General features: G+C 63.5%; 15 protein-coding genes and 1 tRNA gene. 9 read left to right on the top strand and 7 right to left on the bottom strand.

The features are described from left to right. Positions 1-466 (top strand): enoyl-CoA hydratase-related protein (locus tag RMO81_RS10380; protein WP_310475783.1); only part of this gene is annotated, 466 nt, incomplete at its 5' end. Next, complete coding sequence (locus RMO81_RS10385) at positions 466-1428, top strand: zinc-binding dehydrogenase (RefSeq protein WP_310475784.1); 963 nt, start codon at positions 466-468, stop codon at positions 1426-1428. The genes RMO81_RS10380 and RMO81_RS10385, both read left to right, overlap by 1 nt. Here RMO81_RS10385 and RMO81_RS10390 read toward each other — a convergent pair. Both RMO81_RS10390 and RMO81_RS10395 read right to left on the bottom strand, forming a co-directional pair. Further along, positions 1421-2203: a helix-turn-helix transcriptional regulator gene (locus RMO81_RS10390; protein ID WP_310475785.1), complete on the bottom strand. Its 783-nt coding sequence runs from the start codon at positions 2201-2203 to the stop codon at positions 1421-1423. The two genes, RMO81_RS10385 and RMO81_RS10390, sit on opposite strands and share 8 nt — an antisense overlap. A gap of 94 nt (positions 2204-2297) precedes the next feature. Further along, complete coding sequence (locus tag RMO81_RS10395; protein WP_310475786.1) at positions 2298-2795, bottom strand: hypothetical protein; 498 nt, start codon at positions 2793-2795, stop codon at positions 2298-2300. A gap of 164 nt (positions 2796-2959) precedes the next feature. On the opposite strand from RMO81_RS10395, the gene RMO81_RS10400 reads away from it, so the two are divergent. Beyond that, the gene (locus RMO81_RS10400; protein ID WP_310475787.1) at positions 2960-4051 is read left to right on the top strand and encodes a peptidyl-alpha-hydroxyglycine alpha-amidating lyase family protein; all 1092 of its coding nucleotides are present in this window, start codon (positions 2960-2962) and stop codon (positions 4049-4051) included. Between the two features lie 91 nt (positions 4052-4142). Next, on the top strand, positions 4143-4574 hold the full coding sequence (locus tag RMO81_RS10405) for a hypothetical protein (protein WP_310475788.1): 432 nt from the start codon (positions 4143-4145) through the stop codon (positions 4572-4574). 127 nt (positions 4575-4701) lie between these two features. Here RMO81_RS10405 and epmA read toward each other — a convergent pair whose 3' ends face one another. After that, positions 4702-5736, bottom strand: coding sequence for an EF-P lysine aminoacylase EpmA (gene epmA, locus RMO81_RS10410; protein WP_310475789.1), 1035 nt, complete (start codon positions 5734-5736; stop codon positions 4702-4704). A gap of 80 nt (positions 5737-5816) precedes the next feature. Between epmA and efp the strand changes: the two genes are divergently transcribed. Both efp and katG read left to right on the top strand, forming a co-directional pair. Then, entirely contained in the window at positions 5817-6389 is a 573-nt protein-coding gene (efp, locus tag RMO81_RS10415; RefSeq protein ID WP_310475790.1) for an elongation factor P, read from the top strand. Between the two features lie 179 nt (positions 6390-6568). After that, positions 6569-8785: a catalase/peroxidase HPI gene (gene katG, locus RMO81_RS10420; protein ID WP_310475791.1), complete on the top strand. Its 2217-nt coding sequence runs from the start codon at positions 6569-6571 to the stop codon at positions 8783-8785. A 340-nt stretch (positions 8786-9125) separates the two neighbouring features. Here katG and RMO81_RS10425 read toward each other — a convergent pair whose 3' ends face one another. Next, complete coding sequence (locus tag RMO81_RS10425) at positions 9126-9749, bottom strand: murein L,D-transpeptidase catalytic domain-containing protein (RefSeq protein ID WP_310475792.1); 624 nt, start codon at positions 9747-9749, stop codon at positions 9126-9128. 81 nt (positions 9750-9830) lie between these two features. Here RMO81_RS10425 and RMO81_RS10430 point away from each other — a divergent pair, with 81 nt between their 5' ends. Further along, positions 9831-10604: a L,D-transpeptidase family protein gene (locus RMO81_RS10430; protein WP_310475793.1), complete on the top strand. Its 774-nt coding sequence runs from the start codon at positions 9831-9833 to the stop codon at positions 10602-10604. Positions 10605-10755: 151 nt separating this feature from the next. Here the strand turns inward: RMO81_RS10430 and RMO81_RS10435 are convergent, their stop codons facing one another. Continuing rightward, positions 10756-15756, bottom strand: a complete 5001-nt coding sequence (locus RMO81_RS10435) for a M10 family metallopeptidase C-terminal domain-containing protein (protein WP_310475794.1) — start codon at positions 15754-15756, stop codon at positions 10756-10758. An 83-nt stretch (positions 15757-15839) separates the two neighbouring features. Here RMO81_RS10435 and RMO81_RS10440 point away from each other — a divergent pair, with 83 nt between their 5' ends. Both RMO81_RS10440 and RMO81_RS10445 read left to right on the top strand, forming a co-directional pair. Beyond that, positions 15840-17834 (top strand): toll/interleukin-1 receptor domain-containing protein, encoded by a 1995-nt coding sequence (locus RMO81_RS10440; RefSeq protein ID WP_310475795.1) that lies wholly within the window; start codon positions 15840-15842, stop codon positions 17832-17834. 28 nt (positions 17835-17862) lie between these two features. Continuing rightward, a complete protein-coding gene (locus RMO81_RS10445; RefSeq protein WP_310475796.1) occupies positions 17863-19587 on the top strand; it encodes a tetratricopeptide repeat-containing protein in 1725 nt (574 codons plus the stop codon). Between the two features lie 81 nt (positions 19588-19668). On the opposite strand, the gene RMO81_RS10450 is transcribed toward RMO81_RS10445, so the two are convergent. Further along, positions 19669-19977, bottom strand: a complete 309-nt coding sequence (locus RMO81_RS10450; RefSeq protein WP_310475797.1) for a hypothetical protein — start codon at positions 19975-19977, stop codon at positions 19669-19671. A gap of 34 nt (positions 19978-20011) precedes the next feature. Then, positions 20012-20101: transfer RNA gene (locus RMO81_RS10455), tRNA-Ser, on the bottom strand. Between the last annotated feature and the right edge of the window lie 137 nt (positions 20102-20238).

The following is a 20238-nucleotide window of genomic DNA, read 5'->3' on the forward strand; positions in this document are numbered from 1 at the left end:
GCCCACCATCGCCTATGTTGAAGGCGACGCGGTGGGCGGTGGTTGCGGGCTGGCGCTCGCGTGTGACATCCGCATCGCCACCCCATCGGCGCGCTTTGGCATCACGCCGGCCAAGCTGGGCATTGTCTATCCCCTGCACGATGTGAAACTGCTGGTGGATCTGATCGGGCCGGGTCAGGCCAAGCGCATGCTGTTTTCAGCCGCGCTGCTTGATGCTGATGAAGCACATCGAATCGGATTGGTGGAGCTGTTGGCCGGCGGGCCATCGTGCATCAAGGATGCCATCGTCACGGCCTCGCGCCAATCAACCATGGCCGTGAAGGGCTTTGTGCGCCGGGTGCTGGACGGGCAGACGGCAGACGACGCCGAAACGCTGGCGATCTTTGCCGCCGCCTTTGCCAGCGCCGATTTTGCCGAAGGCGCTGCCGCCTTTGTTGAGCGGCGCCCGCCGCAGTTCCGGGGCTGATGATGCGCGCTGTTGTATGTTCCGCCCTGTCGCCCGACCTGTCGGGCCTGGCTTGCCAAGATGACTGGCCGGAACCGCTGCCGCCCGGGCCGGGCGAAGTGTTGGTGGCAACAAGCCACGCCAGCCTGAATTTCCCCGACTTTCTGATGCTGCAGGGCGGCTATCAGTTCAAACCTGATCTGCCCTTCATCCCGGGCACCGAAGGCACCGGCACGGTGATTGCCGCCGGGCCGGGGGCGGAGGCCATGGTGGGCCAGGCGGTGATGCTCGGCGCGCGCAGCGGCCTGATGGCGGAACGCATCACCTTGCCCACGAGGGGCCTGCGGCCCGTGCCAGAGGGGCTGACCATGGCCGAAGCCGCGGCCTTTACGGTGGGCGCGCTCACGGCATGGGTGGGCCTTGTGGAGCGCGGGCGGCTACAAGCCGGAGAACGCGTGCTGGTGACCGGCGCCGGCGGCGGCATGGGCCGGGCAGCGGTGCAACTGGCGGTGCATCTGGGGGCGCAGGTGGTGGCAGTGGCATCGACAGCGGCGCGACTGGAGCTGGCGAAGGCAGCCGGTGCACACGAACTGATCCTGATCGACCGCGAAAATCCGGTCATCCCGATGAAGGATATCGATCTGGTGTTCGATCCGGTCGCCGGGTCGCTGGTGCTGCCGCTGGTGAAATGCCTGCGCCGAGGCGGCCGTTATGCCATCATCGGCTTTGTCGGCGGACGCGGAGACAGCGTGCCGTTGAACCGCCTTTTGCTGAAGGAAATCGCCCTGATTGGGGTGCGGGCGGGTGAACAGGGCCGGCAAGACCCCGCCGCCGGCGCGCGTCACATCCGCGAGATTGATGCGCGGGCGGTGCACATGAAGCCGCATATCGGGCTTGAAGTGCCGCTTTCGGACGTTCGCTCGGCGTTTGCGGCGATGGGAGCAGGGCAGATCGAGGGGAAATGCGTGATCCGCGTCAGCTGAACGCCGCCCGCGTTGCGTCATCAGCGGGAAACAGCAGTTCCAGCCGCAGATCGCGCACGGTCACATCCTCGCTGGTGCCGCACTGGGCAATGACAGAGAGGAAGCTCAGCAACCCGCCCGGCCCGCGATAACTCACCGGCAGCACTGGCGAACGGGTGCGCGCCCGATGGGGGTGACGCGCGGCGGCGGTGCGGGTGACCGCAATCAGATCGGCCAGCACCGGATCATCACCGGCCAGGCTTTGCTCCAGCGCCAGCCGCTCGAGGCTTTCGTGCAGCACTTCCGGCAGATTGGCGATGAACTCAGCAGCCTTCGGGTGACAGGCGGTGAGCCGGAACACATTGGGCGGGCCGTGCCACCCCTCCAGCAGCGGCGACAGCATCGCGGCAGCCGACGGGCTGGCCTCCAGCACATTCCAGTGCCGGTCGCAGAGCAGCGCCGGGAAGGGCGCGTGATTGTCCATCATCGTCTTCAGGATCGCCCGGAACGGCGCAATCGCCTCCGAACTCAAGGGCGAGGCCGGATAGGCCGAGGCAAAGCCGGCGGCATTGAGCAGATGATTGCGCGCCGACAGCGGCAGCGCCAGCGCTTCGGCGAGGGTCAGCACCATCTCCCGGCTCGGCATCGCCCGCCCGGATTCCAGGAACGACAGATGCCGCGCGCTCACCCCGGCATCGAGGGACAAGATCAGCTGGCTCACCCGCCGACTGTTGCGCGCCGCCTTCAGCGCAGTGCCAAAGGGGCCGGGATCAGAGGTATCGGGACGGGTTGCCATGGGCCCACTCTGCCACAGCAGTGCAGGTGTGCAATGATGTGCGAGGTAAGCGCTCAGATGATGTGGCGGTGCGATGCCATTGCGATATCGGCGCTCAGATCCGACGCGCCAGCGGGAAATGCAGGATGGCGGCGACGGGCGCGGCCGGATCGGCAACGCCGGCGACGACATTGTTGGCCAGCGCCAGCAGCGCGCGTTCGTGATCACCCATGAACTGTGCGATCTTCGCCGCTTCCGCGTCTTCATCGGCAGTCACCAATGTGGCCAGTTCCGCGTAGCGCGGCAGATAGGTGGTGCGAACGGTCTCGCCCAGTACCGCAAAACGGTCCCGCCATGGCAGGGCCTTGAACTGCTGCGTGGCTGCTGCGGTTTCGGCGCGGGTATTGCCGGGATCAAGCAGTGGCAGACCCAGCCTTGAGATCAGTGGCCGCATCAGCGCCTTGCCTTCGGTCTCCGCCTGCAACAGCGTGCCAAAAATATAGCGCTGCTCGTCATCTTCGGCGTGGGAGAGCATCACTTCAAAAGCGGCCTCACCAGCATGTTCGCCAATGTAGACATCCATCAGGCATTCGCGGAACAATTTCGAGACCATGGTGCCTGTCCTCCCGGCGGGGTTGGGCGCGATGCTATTCCTTGCCGGGGTCCTGTCAATCATCGACGATGGGCGCCGGTGGCGCGGTCACTGGTCTTGCAGCCAGCTTCCGGGATGGGCGCCGAAAGGATAGCATCGTTCAAAATCCAAGAGGGGGGAGACCGATGATGCTGCGCGCGATGGTTTTGGGGGCGGTGCTGCTGGCTTCTGCGAGTGCTGCACAGGAGGTGCCGGAAATCCGTTTTGACGCGGCCGATGCACTGAAGCCGCCGGCTGACATGCATCTGGGCGAAATCGCCGGGGTGGCGGTGGGCAAGGCCGGCCAGATCTATGTATATCAGCGCGGCGATACCGTTGGCCCGGCCTATGCCGCAGCCGCTGCCCAGTTGCTGGAATTCAATGCCGATGGCCGATATGTGCGCGAGATTGGCCGGCATCTCTATGCTTGGTCCTACGCCCATGGCGTGCGCGTCGATCCCGGGGGCAACATCTGGGTGGCCGACAAGGGCTCGAATATGGTGGTGAAATTCACGCCGGAAGGGCGGGTGGCCATGGTGTTTGGCCGCAAGCCTGAAGCCAGCGACGAGAATGCCCGCCCGCTCGAACACCCCAAACCACCGCTACCGGCGGTTGACGGCCAGTTCCGCGAAGTGACCGACATGGCGTGGGACAGCCAGGGCAACACCTATATCAGCGACGGCTACATCAATTCGCGCGTCGCCAAGGTGGCGCCCGATGGCCGCTGGCTGGGATCGTGGGGCAGCCCCGGCAGCGCACCGGGCGAGTTCAACACGCTGCATTCGATTGCCGTTGATGCCCGCGATCAGGTCTATGTTGCCGATCGCGGCAACCGGCGCATCCAGGTGTTCGATGCCAATGGCAAGCTGCTGCGGATCATGCAGATCAACGTGCCGTCGCCGGCGGACGCGCCAGTGGCGATCGGCAACCGGCCGGTGGTGCCGGCGGCAGGGCCTGATGCCGCGCTCGTCAAGACGATGATGCCCGGCGCGCCGTGGGCGCTGTGCATCACCCCGCCGGGCCGAGACGGCCAGCAGACGCTGTTTGTCGCCGATGCCTGGCCGGGGCGGATCTACAAGATGACGCTGGACGGCAAGGTGCTGGGCTGGCTTGGCGGATCGGGCAAGCAGCTGAAGCAATTCGGCTGGATCCACGCCATGGCCTGCCCGACGGAGAACGAGCTTTATGTCGCCGAACTGCTGAACTGGCGCCTGCAGAAACTGACACTGCGGCCCTGACGGCGCGTGGCTCCTCGCCTATCCGCCCGGTAATTGCGGCGCTTCCCCGCTTCGCGCAGTCTTGCGGCAGCAACCAAGGGAGATATGAGCCATGACACGCGGATTCTGGGAAAACTGCCTGCACGCCTGGGTGTGGATGACGATCGGATTTGGCCTGCTGTTTGCCGGGGCCGGGGTCCCGGGGCTCGATGGTGGGGCGGGGCTGTTTTACCAGATCGTCAGTGGCGGCACGGTGGATGCCAGCGGCTTTGATGCGCCGGGGATGCGGATTTCGGTAAGTCTGGTGGGCGCGGTGATGCTGGGCTGGGGCGTCACGATGCTGGCCGTGTATCGCGCCTGCGGGGCCGATCCGGCCGTGTGGCGCGGGCTGAGCCGGGCGGTGTTGATCTGGTATGTGGTCGATTCAGCTCTGTCGGTGGCGACGGGATTTCCGATCAATGCGGTGAGCAACACGGCATTTGTGGTGCTGTTTATCGTGCCGGCGTTCAAGTTGGGGTTTTTCGGCGGGGCGGTGCGGGCGTGAGGGAGCGCCCCTCTCCCGGGCCGCCTGTGGCCTCTCGCGATCTCTCCCCAGCGGGGAGAGGTGAACATTTACCTCTCCCCGCTGGGGAGAGGTCGACTCGCGCGGCGCGCGGCGGGAGAGGGGCGGCTCATACCGGAAACGGCGTCCAGATCACCTGCCTGATATCGGTGCCGCCCAGGGCCAGCAAGGCGAGGCGATCAAACCCGAGGGCAACGCCGCTGGCAGGCGGCATGTGGGCGAGGGCGGCGATGAAATCCTCGTCGATGGGGTAGCGGCGGCCGTAGAGGCGCTGTTTCTCGTCCATGTCGGCCACGAACCGTCGGCGTTGTTCGGCGGCGTCGGTCAACTCGCCGAAGCCGTTGGCGAGTTCGACGCCGCAGGCATAGGCTTCGAAACGTTCGGCCCAACGTGGATCGGCGGGGCAGGGGCGGGCCAGCGCCGCTTCGCACACGGGGTAATGGGTGAGGAAGGTGATGCGGCCGTCGCCAAGGTGAGGCTCAAGGCGCACGATGACGCGGCTGAACAGGTCGCTCCAATTGTCGTCGGCGCGGACATCGATGCCGATGCGCGTCACTTCGGCGGCCAGCGCGTCGCGGTCGCTCAGGCAGGCGGCGAGATCGATGCCGGCGTGACGCGCGAAGGCCTGTTCGCAGGTGAGCATTTCCGGTTCCGCGTGCGCGTCGCAACTGCGGCCTTTCCAACGCAGTTCGCCGTTGCTGCCGGAATCCTGCGCGGTGCGTGCCAGGGCGAGTGTGTCGGCGATCACGTCGCTCCAATCGGCCTCGGTTTCTGAAGTAGCGGCGCGATACCATTCCACCATGGTGAATTCCGGCGCGTGCAGCGGGCCCTGTTCGCCATTGCGCCAGACGCGGGCGAAATCGACGATCAGCGGCTCGCCGGCGGCCAGCAGTTTCTTTGCCGCAAATTCCGGGCTGGTATGGAGGTAGAGCGTCTGTTCGGCACCGCCTTCTGGCCTCCACGTCACCGGAAAGCCGTGCAGATGTGTTTCATTGCCGGGGCTGATCTGCACCGCACCGCATTCCACCGCCACAAAGCCCTGATTGGCAAACCAGCCCTGCAGCGCCGCCTTGATGCGGCCCCGTCCGATCAGGAACGGGCGGCGATCAGCGTGGATGTCGGCGTGCCAGAACGGGCGGGGCAAGATGCTTTTTCCTTGAACTATGCGGGCGCCATGCCTTAACGGCTGCGCTTGTTTCAGCGCCATCGCGCATAGGGGAAGTTATGGTCAAGGAAATCGCGAGCAATTTCCGCAAGGGTCAGGTGATCGAGCACGACGACAGCCATCTGTATGTCGTGCTGAAAGCCGAAACCTTCCGCCCCGGCAAGGGCACGCCCACCACCACGATCGACATGCGCCGCATTTCCGATGGCGTGAAAACGGTGATCACTGTCAAGACCACCGACACCCTGGAAAAGGCCTTTGTCGAGGAAGTGCCGCACAACTATCTGTACAAGGACGGTGGGGAATATATCTTCCTCAACAACGAAAATTTTGACCAGATCAGCCTGACCGAAACGATGATCGGCGATGGCATCGTGTTCCTGCAGGAAAATGCCGAGTGCAAGATCCTGATGTTTGACGGCAAGGCCATCACCATCACCCTGCCGACCCGCGTGACCATGGAAATCATGTCCACCGAGCCGGTGGTAAAGGGTCAGACCGCGTCTTCCAGCTACAAGCCGGCCATCGTGGAATCTGGCGCGCGCGTGATGGTGCCGCCGCACATCGATGTGGGCACGCGCATCGTGATCAATACCGACGACAGCAGCTATGTGGAGCGCGCCAAGGATTGATCCGGCGTTTCCCGTCGGGGCGATAAGGGGCTGGCCGCAGGGCTGGCCCTTTTTCGTTTCGACTTAGCGATTTTCTCGATTGAACCGGGCGGGACAATCAATTTCCCGATTGAAACGGCGGAGCGTAGCAATCCGGTCATCGGGGATAGCCCGGATTGCACCAGAGGGAGAGAAGCACGATGTCACGTTCATTCGCATCGATTGTCGCGCTGGCCATTGCCGGCCTGAGCGCCGGCAGCGCCACCGCCATGGAGGCCAGCATGAACAGCAACACCACGCCGCAATTCTGGTGGCCCGAACTGATCGACCTGTCGCCGTTGCGTGCGCAGGCCCCGGCGTCGAATCCCTATGGTGCGGATTTCGATTATGCCGCCACGTTTTCAAAGCTCGATCTGAAGGCCGTGAAGTCCGATATCGCCAAGGTGCTGACCAGCAGCCAACCCTGGTGGCCGGCTGATTATGGCAATTACGGCCCGTTCTTCATCCGCTTGGCCTGGCACAGCGCCGGCACCTATCGCATCGCCGATGGCCGCGGCGGCGCTGGCGGTGGCCAGCAACGGTTCGAGCCGCTGAACAGCTGGCCGGACAACGGCAACCTGGACAAGGCCCGCCGCCTGCTGTGGCCGGTGAAGGCCAAATATGGCCGCGCATTGAGCTGGGCCGATCTGATGGTGCTGGCCGGCAACGTTTCGCTGGAAACCATGGGCTTCAAGCCGTTCGGCTTTGCTGGCGGCCGCACCGATGATTGGGAAGCCGACAAGGTCTACTGGGGCCCGGAAAACAAGATGCTGGACGACAAGCGCTACAGCGAAGGCCGCAAACTGGCCAAACCGCTGGGCGCCGTGCAGATGGGCCTGATCTATGTGAACCCGGAAGGCCCGAACGGCGTGCCTGATCCGCAACTGGCCGCCAATGACATCCGCGAAACCTTTGGCCGCATGGCGATGAACGATGAAGAAACCGCCGCGCTGATCGCCGGTGGCCACACGTTCGGCAAGGCGCATGGTGCCGGCAGCGCCACCAACGTGGGCAAGGAACCAGCAGCGGAGAGCCTTGAAAAGCAGGGCTTTGGCTGGGAAAACAAGCTGGGCACCGGCAAGGGCGCTGATGCCATCACTTCGGGCCTGGAAGGCGCCTGGACCTCGGCCCCGACCCAGTTCACCATGCAGTATCTGGAAAACCTGTACCGTTTTGAATGGGTGCAGACGAAAAGCCCCGCCGGTGCGATCCAGTGGGAACCCAAGGACGCCAAAGACCAGAAGTTCGTGCCCGACGCGCACCGCGAAGGCGTGTTCCATGCGCCGATCATGTTCACCACCGATCTCGCGCTGCGCACCGATCCTTCCTACAAGAAGATCACGCAGAACTGGCTGAAGAACCCCAAGGCGTTTGAAGATGCCTTTGCCCGCGCCTGGTTCAAGCTGACCCACCGCGACATGGGGCCGAGGGCGCGCTACATCGGCCCAGATGCACCCAAGGAAGTGCTGAGCTGGCAGGATCCGGTGCCGGCGGTTGACCATCCGCTGGTGAACGATGCCGACGTGGCGACCCTGAAGGCGACAGTGCTGGCCAGCGGCCTTACCGTGCCCGAACTGGTGCGCACCGCCTGGGCGGCAGCGGCTTCCTATCGCGGCACCGATGGCCGTGGTGGTGTGAACGGTGCCCGGCTGCGGCTTGCCCCGCAGAAGGATTGGGCGGTGAACAACCCGGTGGAGCTGGCCAAGGTGCTGCCGGTGCTGGCCCGCATGCAGGCCGATTTCAACAAGGCTGCCCCCGGTGGCCGCAAGATCAGCCTGGCCGATCTGATCGTGCTGGCCGGCAATATCGCGGTAGAAAAGGCCGCTGCTGATGCCGGCGTGACGGTGAGCGTGCCGTTCATGCCCGGCCGCACCGACGCTTCACAGGCGCAGACCGATGTGGGAAGCTTTGCCGCGCTGGAACCCAAGGCCGATGGCTTTCGCAATTACTGGACGGCAGACAGCGTCTACAACCCGACGCAAGCCCTGATCGACCGCGCGCACCTGCTGGGCGTGACCGTGCCGGAAATGACCGTGCTGGTTGGCGGCCTGCGCGTGCTGGATGCCAATGCTGGCGGCGCCAAGGTGGGTGTGTTCACCGCCAGGCTCGGCGTGCTAACCAACGATTGGTTCGTCAATCTGCTCGGCATGGAAACCAAGTGGCAGAAATCCGCCACGACAGGCCTGTATGACGGTGTTGACCGCAACACTGGTGCAGCCAAGTGGACGGCGACCCCTGTTGACCTGCTGTTCGGCAGCCATTCGGAACTGCGGGCAGTGGCCGAAGTCTATGGTGCCGTCGATGGCCACAGCCAGATGGTTGCCGATTTCGCCAAGGCCTGGGCCAAGGTGATGAACAGCGATCGCATCGGCAAGTAAGGCCAGGCCCGGCTCCCCGCCGAGCCGGATCGAAACGGCGCTTCCTTTGTCGGGAGGCGCCGTTTTCGTCTGTGCTGTCGCTGGCTTGGCCTGGTTGAACTGCCGTGATCGCTGGGCAGCAAGATTTTTTACGCCCGACTGTAACGACGGGGCTTGGTGGTGCGTAATTTAATTGTCAGGCTGGCCATCCCCCCGAATGGTTTGGCCGGGCGCGAGGCCGTCCCATGCGAAATATCGGCATGGCTGCAAACGACCATATCCAGCCCCGACAGGCGTTGGATCGGGCGGCGCTTCTCCTCCCCCGGGAAGCGTCGCCCCTATGATTCAAGCCCCTGCTTGTTCAAGCCCGACCCGAAAACAGCAGATGGCCGGGCCCAAGCCGTGCGAGCACCAGTTCCACATCGCTTTGCGAAAAAGCGAAACAGCCTTCGCTGCGGCCCAGCTTGCCGGTCTGCTTCAGCACCTGCGGCTCGCAATACCAGGCGCCGTGGATGACGATGGCGCGGGCTTCGGCCGTGCTGTTTTCCGGTTCCAGCCCGATCAGCCGGCGCGAATTTCCATGCTGGCCCACGTAACTGGCGCCGGTGAGATAGGCGCCGGCGCTGCTGGCCGCTGAACCGGGCTGGGCAGAAAACCGTTGCAGATAGCCGCTGTGGGCTGGATCGGAACCGCGGCCGTGCGACACGCGCAGCGCCGTCGCATGGCCGCTTTCGGGCGCATAAAGGAAAAAGCGCGGGAAGGCGCTGTGCAGGCTGTAATCAGCGATGGCGACGACATCGCGGGCGCTGATGCGGCTGCCATAGCGTACAAAGGCATCGCGGGCGCGTTCGAGCAGGCGCGGGTGTGGCGCCGCGGCATGCGGCAGCGAGGCAAGCGCCGGGCCGGCGGCCACAAGTGCCGCACCGCCAAACGTTACACCGCCAAGGACGGCGCGGCGGGAGATGGGGGTTTCACGGATAGTCATCGATCCGAAACATAGGGCAAGATGCAGCGTATTACAGTGATGCATCGCCAAACTGCCCCGAATCGTCGGCCAATTGTCGCCTTGGCGGCCCTTGTGGGCAGTCTTGCGCTGTCGTCGGCGGCCGCCGCCCAGCCTGCGCCGCAGCCTGCATCACCAGCGCAGCGCTTGGCCGCTGTCGATCTGGCTTCACTTGCTGATCAGGATCGCCTGAAAGTGGCGGCCAGTCTGGCGCGCTGGCAGGCGCTGCCGCCACCGCCGGCCGGGCGCTGGCTGCTGGTCAACATCCCGGCGTTTGAAATCAGCCTTTATGATGGTGTGGTGCGTACCGGCACTTGGCGGGCCATCGTGGGCAAGGCCAAGACACCCACGCCCAGCTTTACAGGCAAGGCCAGCGGCGTGATCTTGAATCCCTGGTGGGAGGTGCCAGCCAGCATTGTCGCCGAAAGCGTTGGCCGCATCGTGGCGCGCAATCCGAAAAAGGCCACCCGCGATGGCTATGTGCGGCAGGGCGATCGCTATCGCCAGATGCCGGGGCCGCACAACCAGTTGGGCCAGATGAAGCTGGATTTCGTCAATGCCTATAGTGTGGGCATCCACGACACGCCGTCGAAACCGCTGTTTGAACGGGAAAAGCGCGCCTTCAGCCACGGCTGCATCCGGGTGGACGACCCTTTCGGCTTCGCCGCCGCCCTGCTTGGCCCGCCCGCCAGCCGCGACAGTTTGAAAACCGTGGCAGAGACCAGCCGCGAGACCCAACGCCTGGCCTTTGCTGAACCCATCCCGGTGATCGTTGGCTATTTCACCGCCGAGGTGGGCGATGACGGCACGCTGCGGTTGTTTGACGTAAATTTATGAGACGCCGTGGATCGCCCTTTTGATCCGTGTTTCAGCCAGCGCGTTTCCCGAATAACGGGCTATCAAGGATGCCGGTATTTGCGGGCCATATTGCTGACCACGAACGGCAGCCCTTCCGGGATTGTTCATGCCAAGCCGCCCGATCATCACGTCAAGGGAACACCCCGGTTCCGACCAATTCGGTGCCGATCAGCGTTGATCCGAGATCGACCCAGTTGCTGCCGGTCCAATAAATGGCAAGGTCATTGCTGTTCTGCAGCATGACATCGTCGCGGCCATCGCCATTGAGATCGTTGAAGCCGGCGAAGGTCCACGCCGGGCCGATGGTGGCAAAATCGCGGAAGCCGTTGCCGCCCTGAGTGCTATCCCAGAAAATGGTGACGCCGTCGTTGCGCTGCAGGATGAAATCATCGGCCAGCCCACCCGTCACGTCGCCAAGTCCGGCAATCTTCCAGCCGGGCGCCAGCGTGATCAGATCGCGCCAGCCCTGATCGGTGAAGGCAATCACCGCGCCATTGCTGCCGTTTTGCAGAATTATGTCCGCCTTGCCGGTGCCGTTGATGTTGCCGACGCCTTTGACGCTCCAGCCCGATGCCAAGCTGAACAGATCGATGATCGTGCCGGCCACCGGATCGAGGATGCGCAACTGCCCGGCGGCGTTCTTCAGCAACAAATCGGTGGCACCACTGCCGACCAGATCACCCTTGCCGATTACGCTGTACCCCGGCGCTGCTGGCAACAGGGTAAAGCCATTGCCGCCCAGCGTGGTGTCCCAACGGACCAAGCCGCCGCCGGACTGGCTGAGCAATACATCGGCCCGGCCATCGCCGGTGAAATCCGCCACAGCTGCCACCGTGCTGCTGGCGCCGAGGCGGAAGAAATAGGTAAAGCCGTTGGAACCTTGCGTGGAATCCCAGGTGATCAGATCGCGTGTACCCGGCAGGAACAGCACCAGTTCTTCCGCAATCAGGCCCATCAGACCATCGGTGAACTGCACCTGTTCGACGCCAGTGAGCGTATCGGTGCCATCTGCATTGGCGCGAAGATCGCGGATGGTGACGGTGTCGCCACTGCGGGTCACACTGTAGTCGCGGCGGCTGCCCGTAAATACTGCCGTGTCGGTGCCGCTGCCGCCGTTCAGCGTGTCGTTGCCGGCGCCGCCGGTCAGGCGGTCATCGCCTGCGCCGCCAAACAGGCGATCGGCGCCGCCGGACCCGCTCAGCACGTCACTCTGGCTGCCGCCGGTCAGATCATCATCACCCTGGCCGCCGGTCGCGGTGATCTGGCCATCGCTTTCGCCCGACGCATCCAGCGTGAAACGTTCCGTGCTGCGCAACGCCGTGCCCAGAAACGTAAGGCCCTGGCCGGCGGCGATCGCCGCATTGCCGGTGATGATCCGATAGCTGAAGATCTGGTTGCCTGGTGCACCAAAGCGCGTATCGTTGCCCGCCAGCAGGACGAACTCCTCCACGCCTACCGCGCTGATGACGCCCAATGTTACGCCGGCAGCGTAGTCGCCTTGCAGCAAAACCTGATCGAGCGTTCCAAGGCCGCCATCGACAACGTCGACGCCATCGAAGAACGCCCCGAAAAACAACCCGTCATTGCCGTCACCGCCAAGCAGCCTGTCGTTGCCGGAACCGGCGATCAGTGTGTCGTTTCCAGCACCGCCGAACAGCCGATTGGCACCGCTGTCACCTGTCAACTGGTCACCCCAGGCGGAGCCGGTGAGGTTCTCGAAACCCTGGAATCGGTCTTCACCGTCGGCGCTGGCGGTACCGGTGGCAAGATTGGCGATGGCCCCCACAGGGGCATTCTCATACGACAACAGATCGATGCCGGCGCCGCCATCATGCACACTGTCACCACTGCCGTCGATCACGACATCATCGCCGCCACGGGCAATAACGGCAACGCCGGTCAAGCCAGACGCGGACGCGACCGACACACCGGGGATCGCGACATGCAGCGTGTAACGTGCATTGGCCGGAAGCGCCTGACCGAGGCTAGATTCAACCGAAAGATAATATAATCCAGGTGCAGTGAACCGATAGCTCAGCCGGCTGTCGAGACCGCTGCTGCTGCCCGGATCGAGACTGGCATTGTCGTTGAAAGCGAGCTCGATGCCTTGCTGATCATAAAGGCGAATGACGGTATCGAGCAACTCGCTGCTGGCGTCGATATCGAAATCTGCAAAGCTGAAAAACTGGCCGTCACCCGATTGGGGCACCAATACGCGATAATAGTCGATGGCGCCGCCACCGCTCGCCCTGATGGTGGCGTGCGGCACGTTAACGCTGCTGAAGATATCGATGTTGAGGCGCTGGTCATAGCCGCCGTCGAGCACCATGGCCGTGGCAAAACTGGTATTGCCGCTGGTTGCCGTCTTGATGAAATCAGGCGCAGAGGGCGCAAAGAAGCCAGGTCCGGCAGCGATCGTGTCATTGCCATCAAACGTGCTGACGATTTCGAACCCGGACAGCCGATCAGTCCCGGTCAACGCGCCGGCCGCTACCCCGCGCTCCAGATCGACGCTGACCGCTGTCGCGAAGAACACGCTGTCCCCAAAGCCGAAGCCGCCGTCGAGCGTGTCGTCGCCAGCACCACCTTCGATAAAATCATTGCCGTAATAGCCATCAATCAAATCGGGGCCGCTGCCGCCTTTCAGATTGTCGTTGTAGTTGGAACCGAGGGCATCGACAGCTTCGACATTGCGGATCGTCAACGTGTCAACGCCAAAACCAAATTGAGGCTTTGTCGTGAAGCTCGGCGAGACGGCAAGGCTGATTCCACCGGACTGCTGCGAGCCCTGATATTCGAAGCTCAGCCGAACGGTGTCGGTCCCCGCGCCGCCGTCGACCGTGTCGCTGCCTTCCCTGGCATAAATCAGGTCATCGCCATCACCCCCGAAGATGCTGTCGGTGCCGGACTGGCCATCAAGGATATCATTGCCGCCTCCGCCCGTCAGCGTGTCGTTGCCGCCGCCGCCGAACAACTCATCGTTCCCGTTTCCGCCCGTCAGGCTGTCGGCAAAAGTGCCGGCGAAAACAATGGCAGATTCGATGTTGGTCAGCGTTTTGGTGCCGTTGCTGGTGACGACACTGCCATTGGCAAAGGTCCAGTTGGTGGCAGCGCTGAACGACAGGACAACCTGGTCATTGCCCGCGCCGCCATCGATGACGTCGTTGCCGGGCCCCGGGTTGAAATAATCATCGCCGCCCAGCCCGGACAGGCGGTCGTTGCCGCCGGCAAATGCTTCGAAACTGTCGTTGCCGTTGCCACCGGTGATCGTGTCGTCGAATGCGCTGTCGTTGACATAGATGGTTTCGATATTGCGCAAGGTAAGCGCGCCGCCAGATATCGGTGCCACCACATTGGCACCAAGCGCAAAGTTCACGCCCACGGTCCTGCCAAAGAAGGAGAAGACGGCCGTATCGGTGCCGCCGCCGCCGTCGAGGGTGTCGGAATCATTGCCATACAGCCGGTCATTGCCGCCGCCACCCATCAGGATGTCGTTGCCGCCGCCTCCGGAAATCTCGTCGTCACCATTGCCGCCGGTCAGCGTGTCGGCCGCGAAGCCGCCAAATAGCGTCACCCGCTCGATACTGATCAACCTTTTGCTGCCGTTGTCGGTCAGCACCGTCACATCGGTGCCGAGCGTGAAGTTCGTCGCCGAGGCAAAGCTCAAAGTGACCTGGTCGTTGCCGGCACCACCATCGAGTATATCGCTGCCTTGCGAGAGATAGAATTGATCGTCGCCATCACCGCCGATCAGGCGATCATCGCCGTCGGTGCCGTAAAGCGTGTCGTCTCCCGCGCCAGCATCGAGCGGCAGGCCGGCCACCGCCGTGAGTGTTTCGCTGCGCCCGCTGCCGCCGATGGTAATGGCGCCGAGCAGGTCGCCGGCAGCGATGGCGGTGGCGGACCGGATGATGGTGCGGCCGGTTGCACTGTCGGCGATCAGCAGCCAGTCGCCGCTGGTGCGGACGATTCGGACCGTCAAGGCGCCTAGCGCCGTCAGATCGACCTTTTCGAGCCCGGAAACGAAATCAACGAGCCGGTCGCTCCGGCCGACATCCGCGCCACTGTCGCCGGGCGCGAAGATGAAGCGATCAACGCCGCGACCGCCAGCCAGAATATCGCCACCGCCACCGCCGCGGATCACATCGGCCTCGACACTGCCATTCAGCGTTTCGCCGGCGGCACCACCTGTGACGGGATTATCCAGCAGCACATCCCCGATTGCCACCGGGCGGTCGCTGGTGATGACCAGATTGCCGCTGGGCGTGGCGATGGTGACGGTGGTGACTGCGCCCGCAGTGGCGATGCCAACACCGGTCGCACCGAGCCCGGCTGCGATGATGCGGTCGCTGCCTGTGGCGAAATCGGTGATGCGGTCAGGCGTGGCGGCTGTTGAATCGGTCACTGCGTTGTAAACGAAGCGATCGGCGCCGGTGCCTCCAGTCAGCCGGTCGCCACCGGCGTCGCCGGCCAGACTGTCGTTGCCGCCGCCGCCGACGAGCGTGTCGTTGCCGCCGCCACCGGTCAGGATTTCGGCATTGCTGGTCCCGGTGAAGCTGTCGGCGGCGTCGCCGCCATTGCGCTGCACCCAGAAGGTTGCGGCATTGCCGAGCACCACATTGGTGCCGCCAATCCCAAAGCCGTCGCCGCCGTTGACGTTGTCCAGCCGGATGCCGAGTTCGCTGAAAATGATCTTCTCGAAATCCCAGCGCAACGTCGTCATCGGGACCACTTGGTCTTCGCTGAATTCATTGGTGATCGGATCGCGTTCAAAATCCTGAACGCCGTAGAAAAGGTCGATGGTTGTTGCCGTCCGGCCGATGTTGCGGGCGATATAGTCGCCGGGAAAGGCCGAGAGGTCGCCGCCCGGGGTCAGGGTTCGCATGAACAGCTTTTGCGCTTCGGTGGCGGGGCCGATCGAGACCAGGCCCTTGCCCCAGAGCGTGACGGCCGACACGGCGGCTCCGGTGCCGAAGCGGAAGCTGCCATCCAGCTCGACATAGTCGTCGATCGGGGTGGGCAGCGGATTGTCGAACTCATCGACAAGGATCAGGTTGTAGGTGTCAGTCCAGAACAGGCCGTCATCGGGGAAAAAGGATTGGTCGATCGCTGCGCGCCGTGAACGAGCCATGCTGAAAGTCCCCCCTTGAAGGCAATGCTAGCGGCGAATCCGTCAGTGGTCTAGAAACCATTACGAAAGGGGCGGGCCGGGCGATGCGATACAGCGCCTTCATCAGCTATAATTACCGCAACGTGCGCTGGGCGCGCTGGCTGCACCGTGGGCTGGAAACCTATCGCGTGCCGGCGCACCTGCTGGGCCGCCAGGGGCGCTTTGGCCCGATCACGGCTCGGTTGCCGCCGGTGTTTCGCGATCGTGAGGAGCTTTCCGCATCGGATGATCTGGGTGCCGCGATCCGACAGGCGCTGGCCGATGCCGAAATGCTGATCGTGCTGTGTTCGCCCAACGCTGTGCAATCGCGCTGGGTGAACGAGGAGATCAGGGCCTTTGTGGCGTTAGGCAGGCGGGATCGCATCCGCTGCCTGATCGTGGATGGCGAACCCCATGCTGCCGATCCGGCCCGCGAATGCCTGCCGCCGGCGCTGTTCGAAGGCAGCAGCAGCGAGCCCTTGGCCGCCGATATCCGCAAGGGCCAGGATCCGCGTTCCAGTGCAAAGCTGAAGCTGATCGCCGGTATTCTTGATCTGCCTTACGATGAACTGCGCCAGCGCGAAGCTGCACGGCAGCGCCAGCGGTTGATGCTGATTGCCAGCGCTTCCACCATCGGTTTCGTCGCCATGGCCGGTTTGGCGGTGAGCGCCGTGCTGTCGCGCAACGAGGCGGTTGCCCAGCGCAAGCTGGCCGATGATCGCGCCGTCACCGCCGAGCGCACCGTTGAATTCGTGAAATCCATGTTCGAAGTTTCAGACCCTTCGGAAGCGCGCGGCCAGACCATCACGGCCCGCGAGGTGCTGGACCAGGGCGCGAGCCGGATCACCACCAGCCTGAAGGAAGAGCCGCTGGTGCAGGCCGAACTCGGCATCACGCTGGGTGAGGTTTATGGCAGCCTTGGCCTGTACAAGAAGGGCGATGCGCTGCTGGATTGGGCCGGCACCGTGGCGCCCGGCCAGGCCAGTGTGAAGGTGCGCCAACTGTTGGGCAGTGCGGATTCAAAGCGGCGGATGGGCGAATATGCGCTGGCCGAAACGCTGTATCAGCGCGGGATCGCCATCGCCCGCGAACCCGGTGGCCCGCGGGCCGATCTGCTGTCGCGCCTGCTGGTCGGGCTTGGCGAGGCGCAAACCGCGCAGGACAAATTTGCAGCGGCCGATGGTTCGATCCGCGAAGCGCTGCGCCTGGATCAGTCGCGATGGGGGGCAGAACATCGTGATGTCGCCCGCGATCTTGAGGCGTTGGGGTTGAACGCGCTTTATGCCAATCGTTTTGGTGATGCGCGGCCGCTGTTCCTGCGTGCGCTGGCCATTCGCCGCAAACTTGAAGGGCCGATGAGCCCCAGCGTGGCCGACAATCTGAACAATCTGGCAACGGTGGCCTATATGCAGGGCGACCCGGTGCTGGCCGAAACCTATTATATCGCCAACCTTCAGGCCGATGAAAAAGTGCTTGGGCCGCGTCATCCTGATCTGGCCGTGACGCTCAACAATATTGGTCGCCTGCAGCTTGAACGGCGGGCCTTTGCTGCTGCACGCGTTTCACTGGCCAGAGCCGTCGCGATCAGCCTGCCTGAACGCGGGGCTCTGCACGATGAAATGGCGTTTCAATTTGCCAATCTGGCCTTGGCAGAACAGGGGCTGGACAAACTGCAACCAGCTGAAGCCCATTTTCAACAGGCACTTGCGGCCGGGCATCGGCACAAGCATCGCAATGTCGGGCCGATCCTGGTCGATCTGGCGAATGTGCATTGCCAATCACATCGAACAGAAAGCGGGCTGGCCTTGCTGGCCGAGGCCGCTCCCCTGATGCGGCTGGATTATCCGGATGACCCCTGGCGCATGGCATGGGCCTGGAACGTGAAGGGCGAATGCCTGATCCGTGCTGGCAATGCCGGGGCAGGGGCGCAGGCGATCCGCGACAGCGCGGCGCCGGTGCTGCGTAGATGGCCACAAGGCAGCTATTACGCAGCAGAGATTGCACGGCGTCTGGTGTTGGCGGCCGCCGCTGACAAGGCGCCGGCAGGCCAGCGCCGATGATTTCGACCAATGTGCGTGGAGAAGCCAGATGTCGGTAGAGCGAGCCAGGGACGCCATAAAATCCGGAGACCTGCTGGGCGCCTATGATCTGGCCAGGGCAGCGCTTGCCGATGGCCAGCAGGACGCCGGCCTGCGCTTCATTGAAGTGCTTGCCCTCGCCCGCATGGGCGAGACCGAGCGCGCGTTTGCGCTGTTTCAGCTTTACGATCTGGCGGCGGCTGCGGATGAAGACGTGCTTGCCCTTGGTGCGCGGCTGCTCAAGGATCGTGCGGTGGCGGCGACCGGCCCGCTGCGCGCGGGCATGTTTCGTGAGGCCAGTGAAGCCTATCACGCCGCCCATGCGCGATTCGGTGGGTATTTCAGCCTGATCAATGCCGCCAGCCTCGCCCAGCTTGCCGGTGATCAGCGGATGGCGCAGCAGCTTGCCCGGCACGTGCTTGCCATGCCCGACGTCGCTGCCGCAGCTTCCTATTTCGCGGCGGTAACCGCGGCCGAAGCCTGGCTGCTGCTGAACGATCGGCCAATGGCACTGGCGGCCACGGCCACGGCGCTGCTGCAGCCCGACGCCAATCTGGGTGCCCGCGCCTCCACGGTTCGGCAACTGGTGCTGCTGCGGGCCCATGGCGGCGTGTCGCAATCGCTGGCAGAGGATCTGTGCGCGCAACTGCGGCCGCCCCCGGTCTTGTTTTACGCCGGCCACATGTTTGCAAACGACCCTGCAGCCGAAGCCGGTCTGGCTGCACGGATCGAGGCCGTGCTTGATGCCACTGGTGCGAAGATTGCGTACGGTGCCCTGGCCTGTGGTGCGGACATCTTGTGTGCCGAGGCTTTGCTTCGTCGCGGTGCCGAACTTCATGTCGTGCTGCCGTTCCCCGCCGCAGATTTCATGACGCGTTCTGTATTGCCGGGCGGCAGCGATTGGGCGCCGCGGTTCGATGCGGCACTTGGCGCGGCCAGAACGGTGACATTCGCAAGCGAGGCCGCCGATGTGGGGGATCCCGAACAGATCAACTATGGCAACAGTCTGGCGATGGGCATGACCTTGCTGCGCAGTGCCCATCTTCATACCAGCGCCCAGATGCTGGCCGTCTGGGATGGCACCCCATCGCGCGGCATTGGCGGCACCGGTGATGAAGTGCAGCGCTGGCAAAAGATGGGGCATGCAGCGCAGGTGATTGCGCCGGGCGCCATAACCCGTCCCGCACTCGGGCCGGCGGGTCAACCCGGCATTGCGCAGGGTGCTACCCGCTGCCAGCGGGCGATCCTGTTCACGGACTATGCCGGCTTTTCCAAACTTGGTGAGCCGGAATTGCCCGGGTTCTGGGCCGATGTCATGGGCCGTGTTGCGGCGGCGCTAGCGGCAGTGGAAAACGCCATTGATTTTCGGAACAGCTGGGGCGACGCGGTTTTTGCTGTCCTGTCCGATGTCGAAATCGCGGCCCGCGTGGCCCTGGACATCGTTTCGAAACCTGTGGGTGATGCAAGCGAAGGCGGCATGCGTGTTGGCCTGCACTTTGGCCCGGTGTATCGCATGGTCGATCCGATTACCGGTCAGACTGGCTTTATCGGCACCGAAGTGACCCGGGCCGCGCGCATTGAGCCCGTAACGCCGGTCGGCCAAGTTTATGTTACCCAGCCGTTCGCCGCCATGCTTGCTCTGGCGAACACCTCTCCATTCAAGCTGGAGTATGCCGGTCAGGTCAATCTGGCCAAACGTTACGGCACAATGGCACTGTACCGTTTGTCGTTATAGTCAGCGGACGGTCGTGAGCTTTCTTTGAAATTGAAAATCTTATCTGCAAAACCGTTCGGGTTTGGATTCGGAAACCTAGTCTTAAGGGAACACTCCGGTTCCCACCAGTTCGGTACCGATCGGCGTGGAGCCGAGATCGAACCAGTTGCTGCCAGTCCAATAAATGGCGAGGCCATTGCTGTTCTGCAGCACCACGCCGGCCTTGCCAGTGCCGAGTTGATGCCTTCCGTGCTGAAAAGGTCGACGCTTAAAGCCTGTTTGAACGATCACATATCGACGAAATGCGAGACACTGGACAGCCCGGTATTGGTGATACGCATTCGCCGCAGGTTGCCAATCCACGCATAAAGCCAAGCCAATAGTGGCCGTATTAGTGGCAAACGGCGCCATTTCTGCCAGAAAAATCAATAATATCAACTTGGTATGGCGGACAGAGTGGGATTCGAACCCACGGTGAGCTTTCACCCACGGCGGTTTTCAAGACCGCTGCCTTAAACCACTCGGCCATCTGTCCGTGGACGGCGATAGGCGAAAAGGGGGGGCGCTGGCAAGGACGGCGCAGCCAGGACCTGTAGCCGGTGTCCCCGGTTCGGCGGTGCTCCGCTCCGGCTCAAGACCGCTACGCAGGCGTTTGAAGACTTTTATGACAGT

The sequence above is a fragment of the Sandarakinorhabdus sp. genome, from assembly GCF_031422795.1.
Classification (GTDB): domain Bacteria; phylum Pseudomonadota; class Alphaproteobacteria; order Sphingomonadales; family Sphingomonadaceae; genus Sandarakinorhabdus.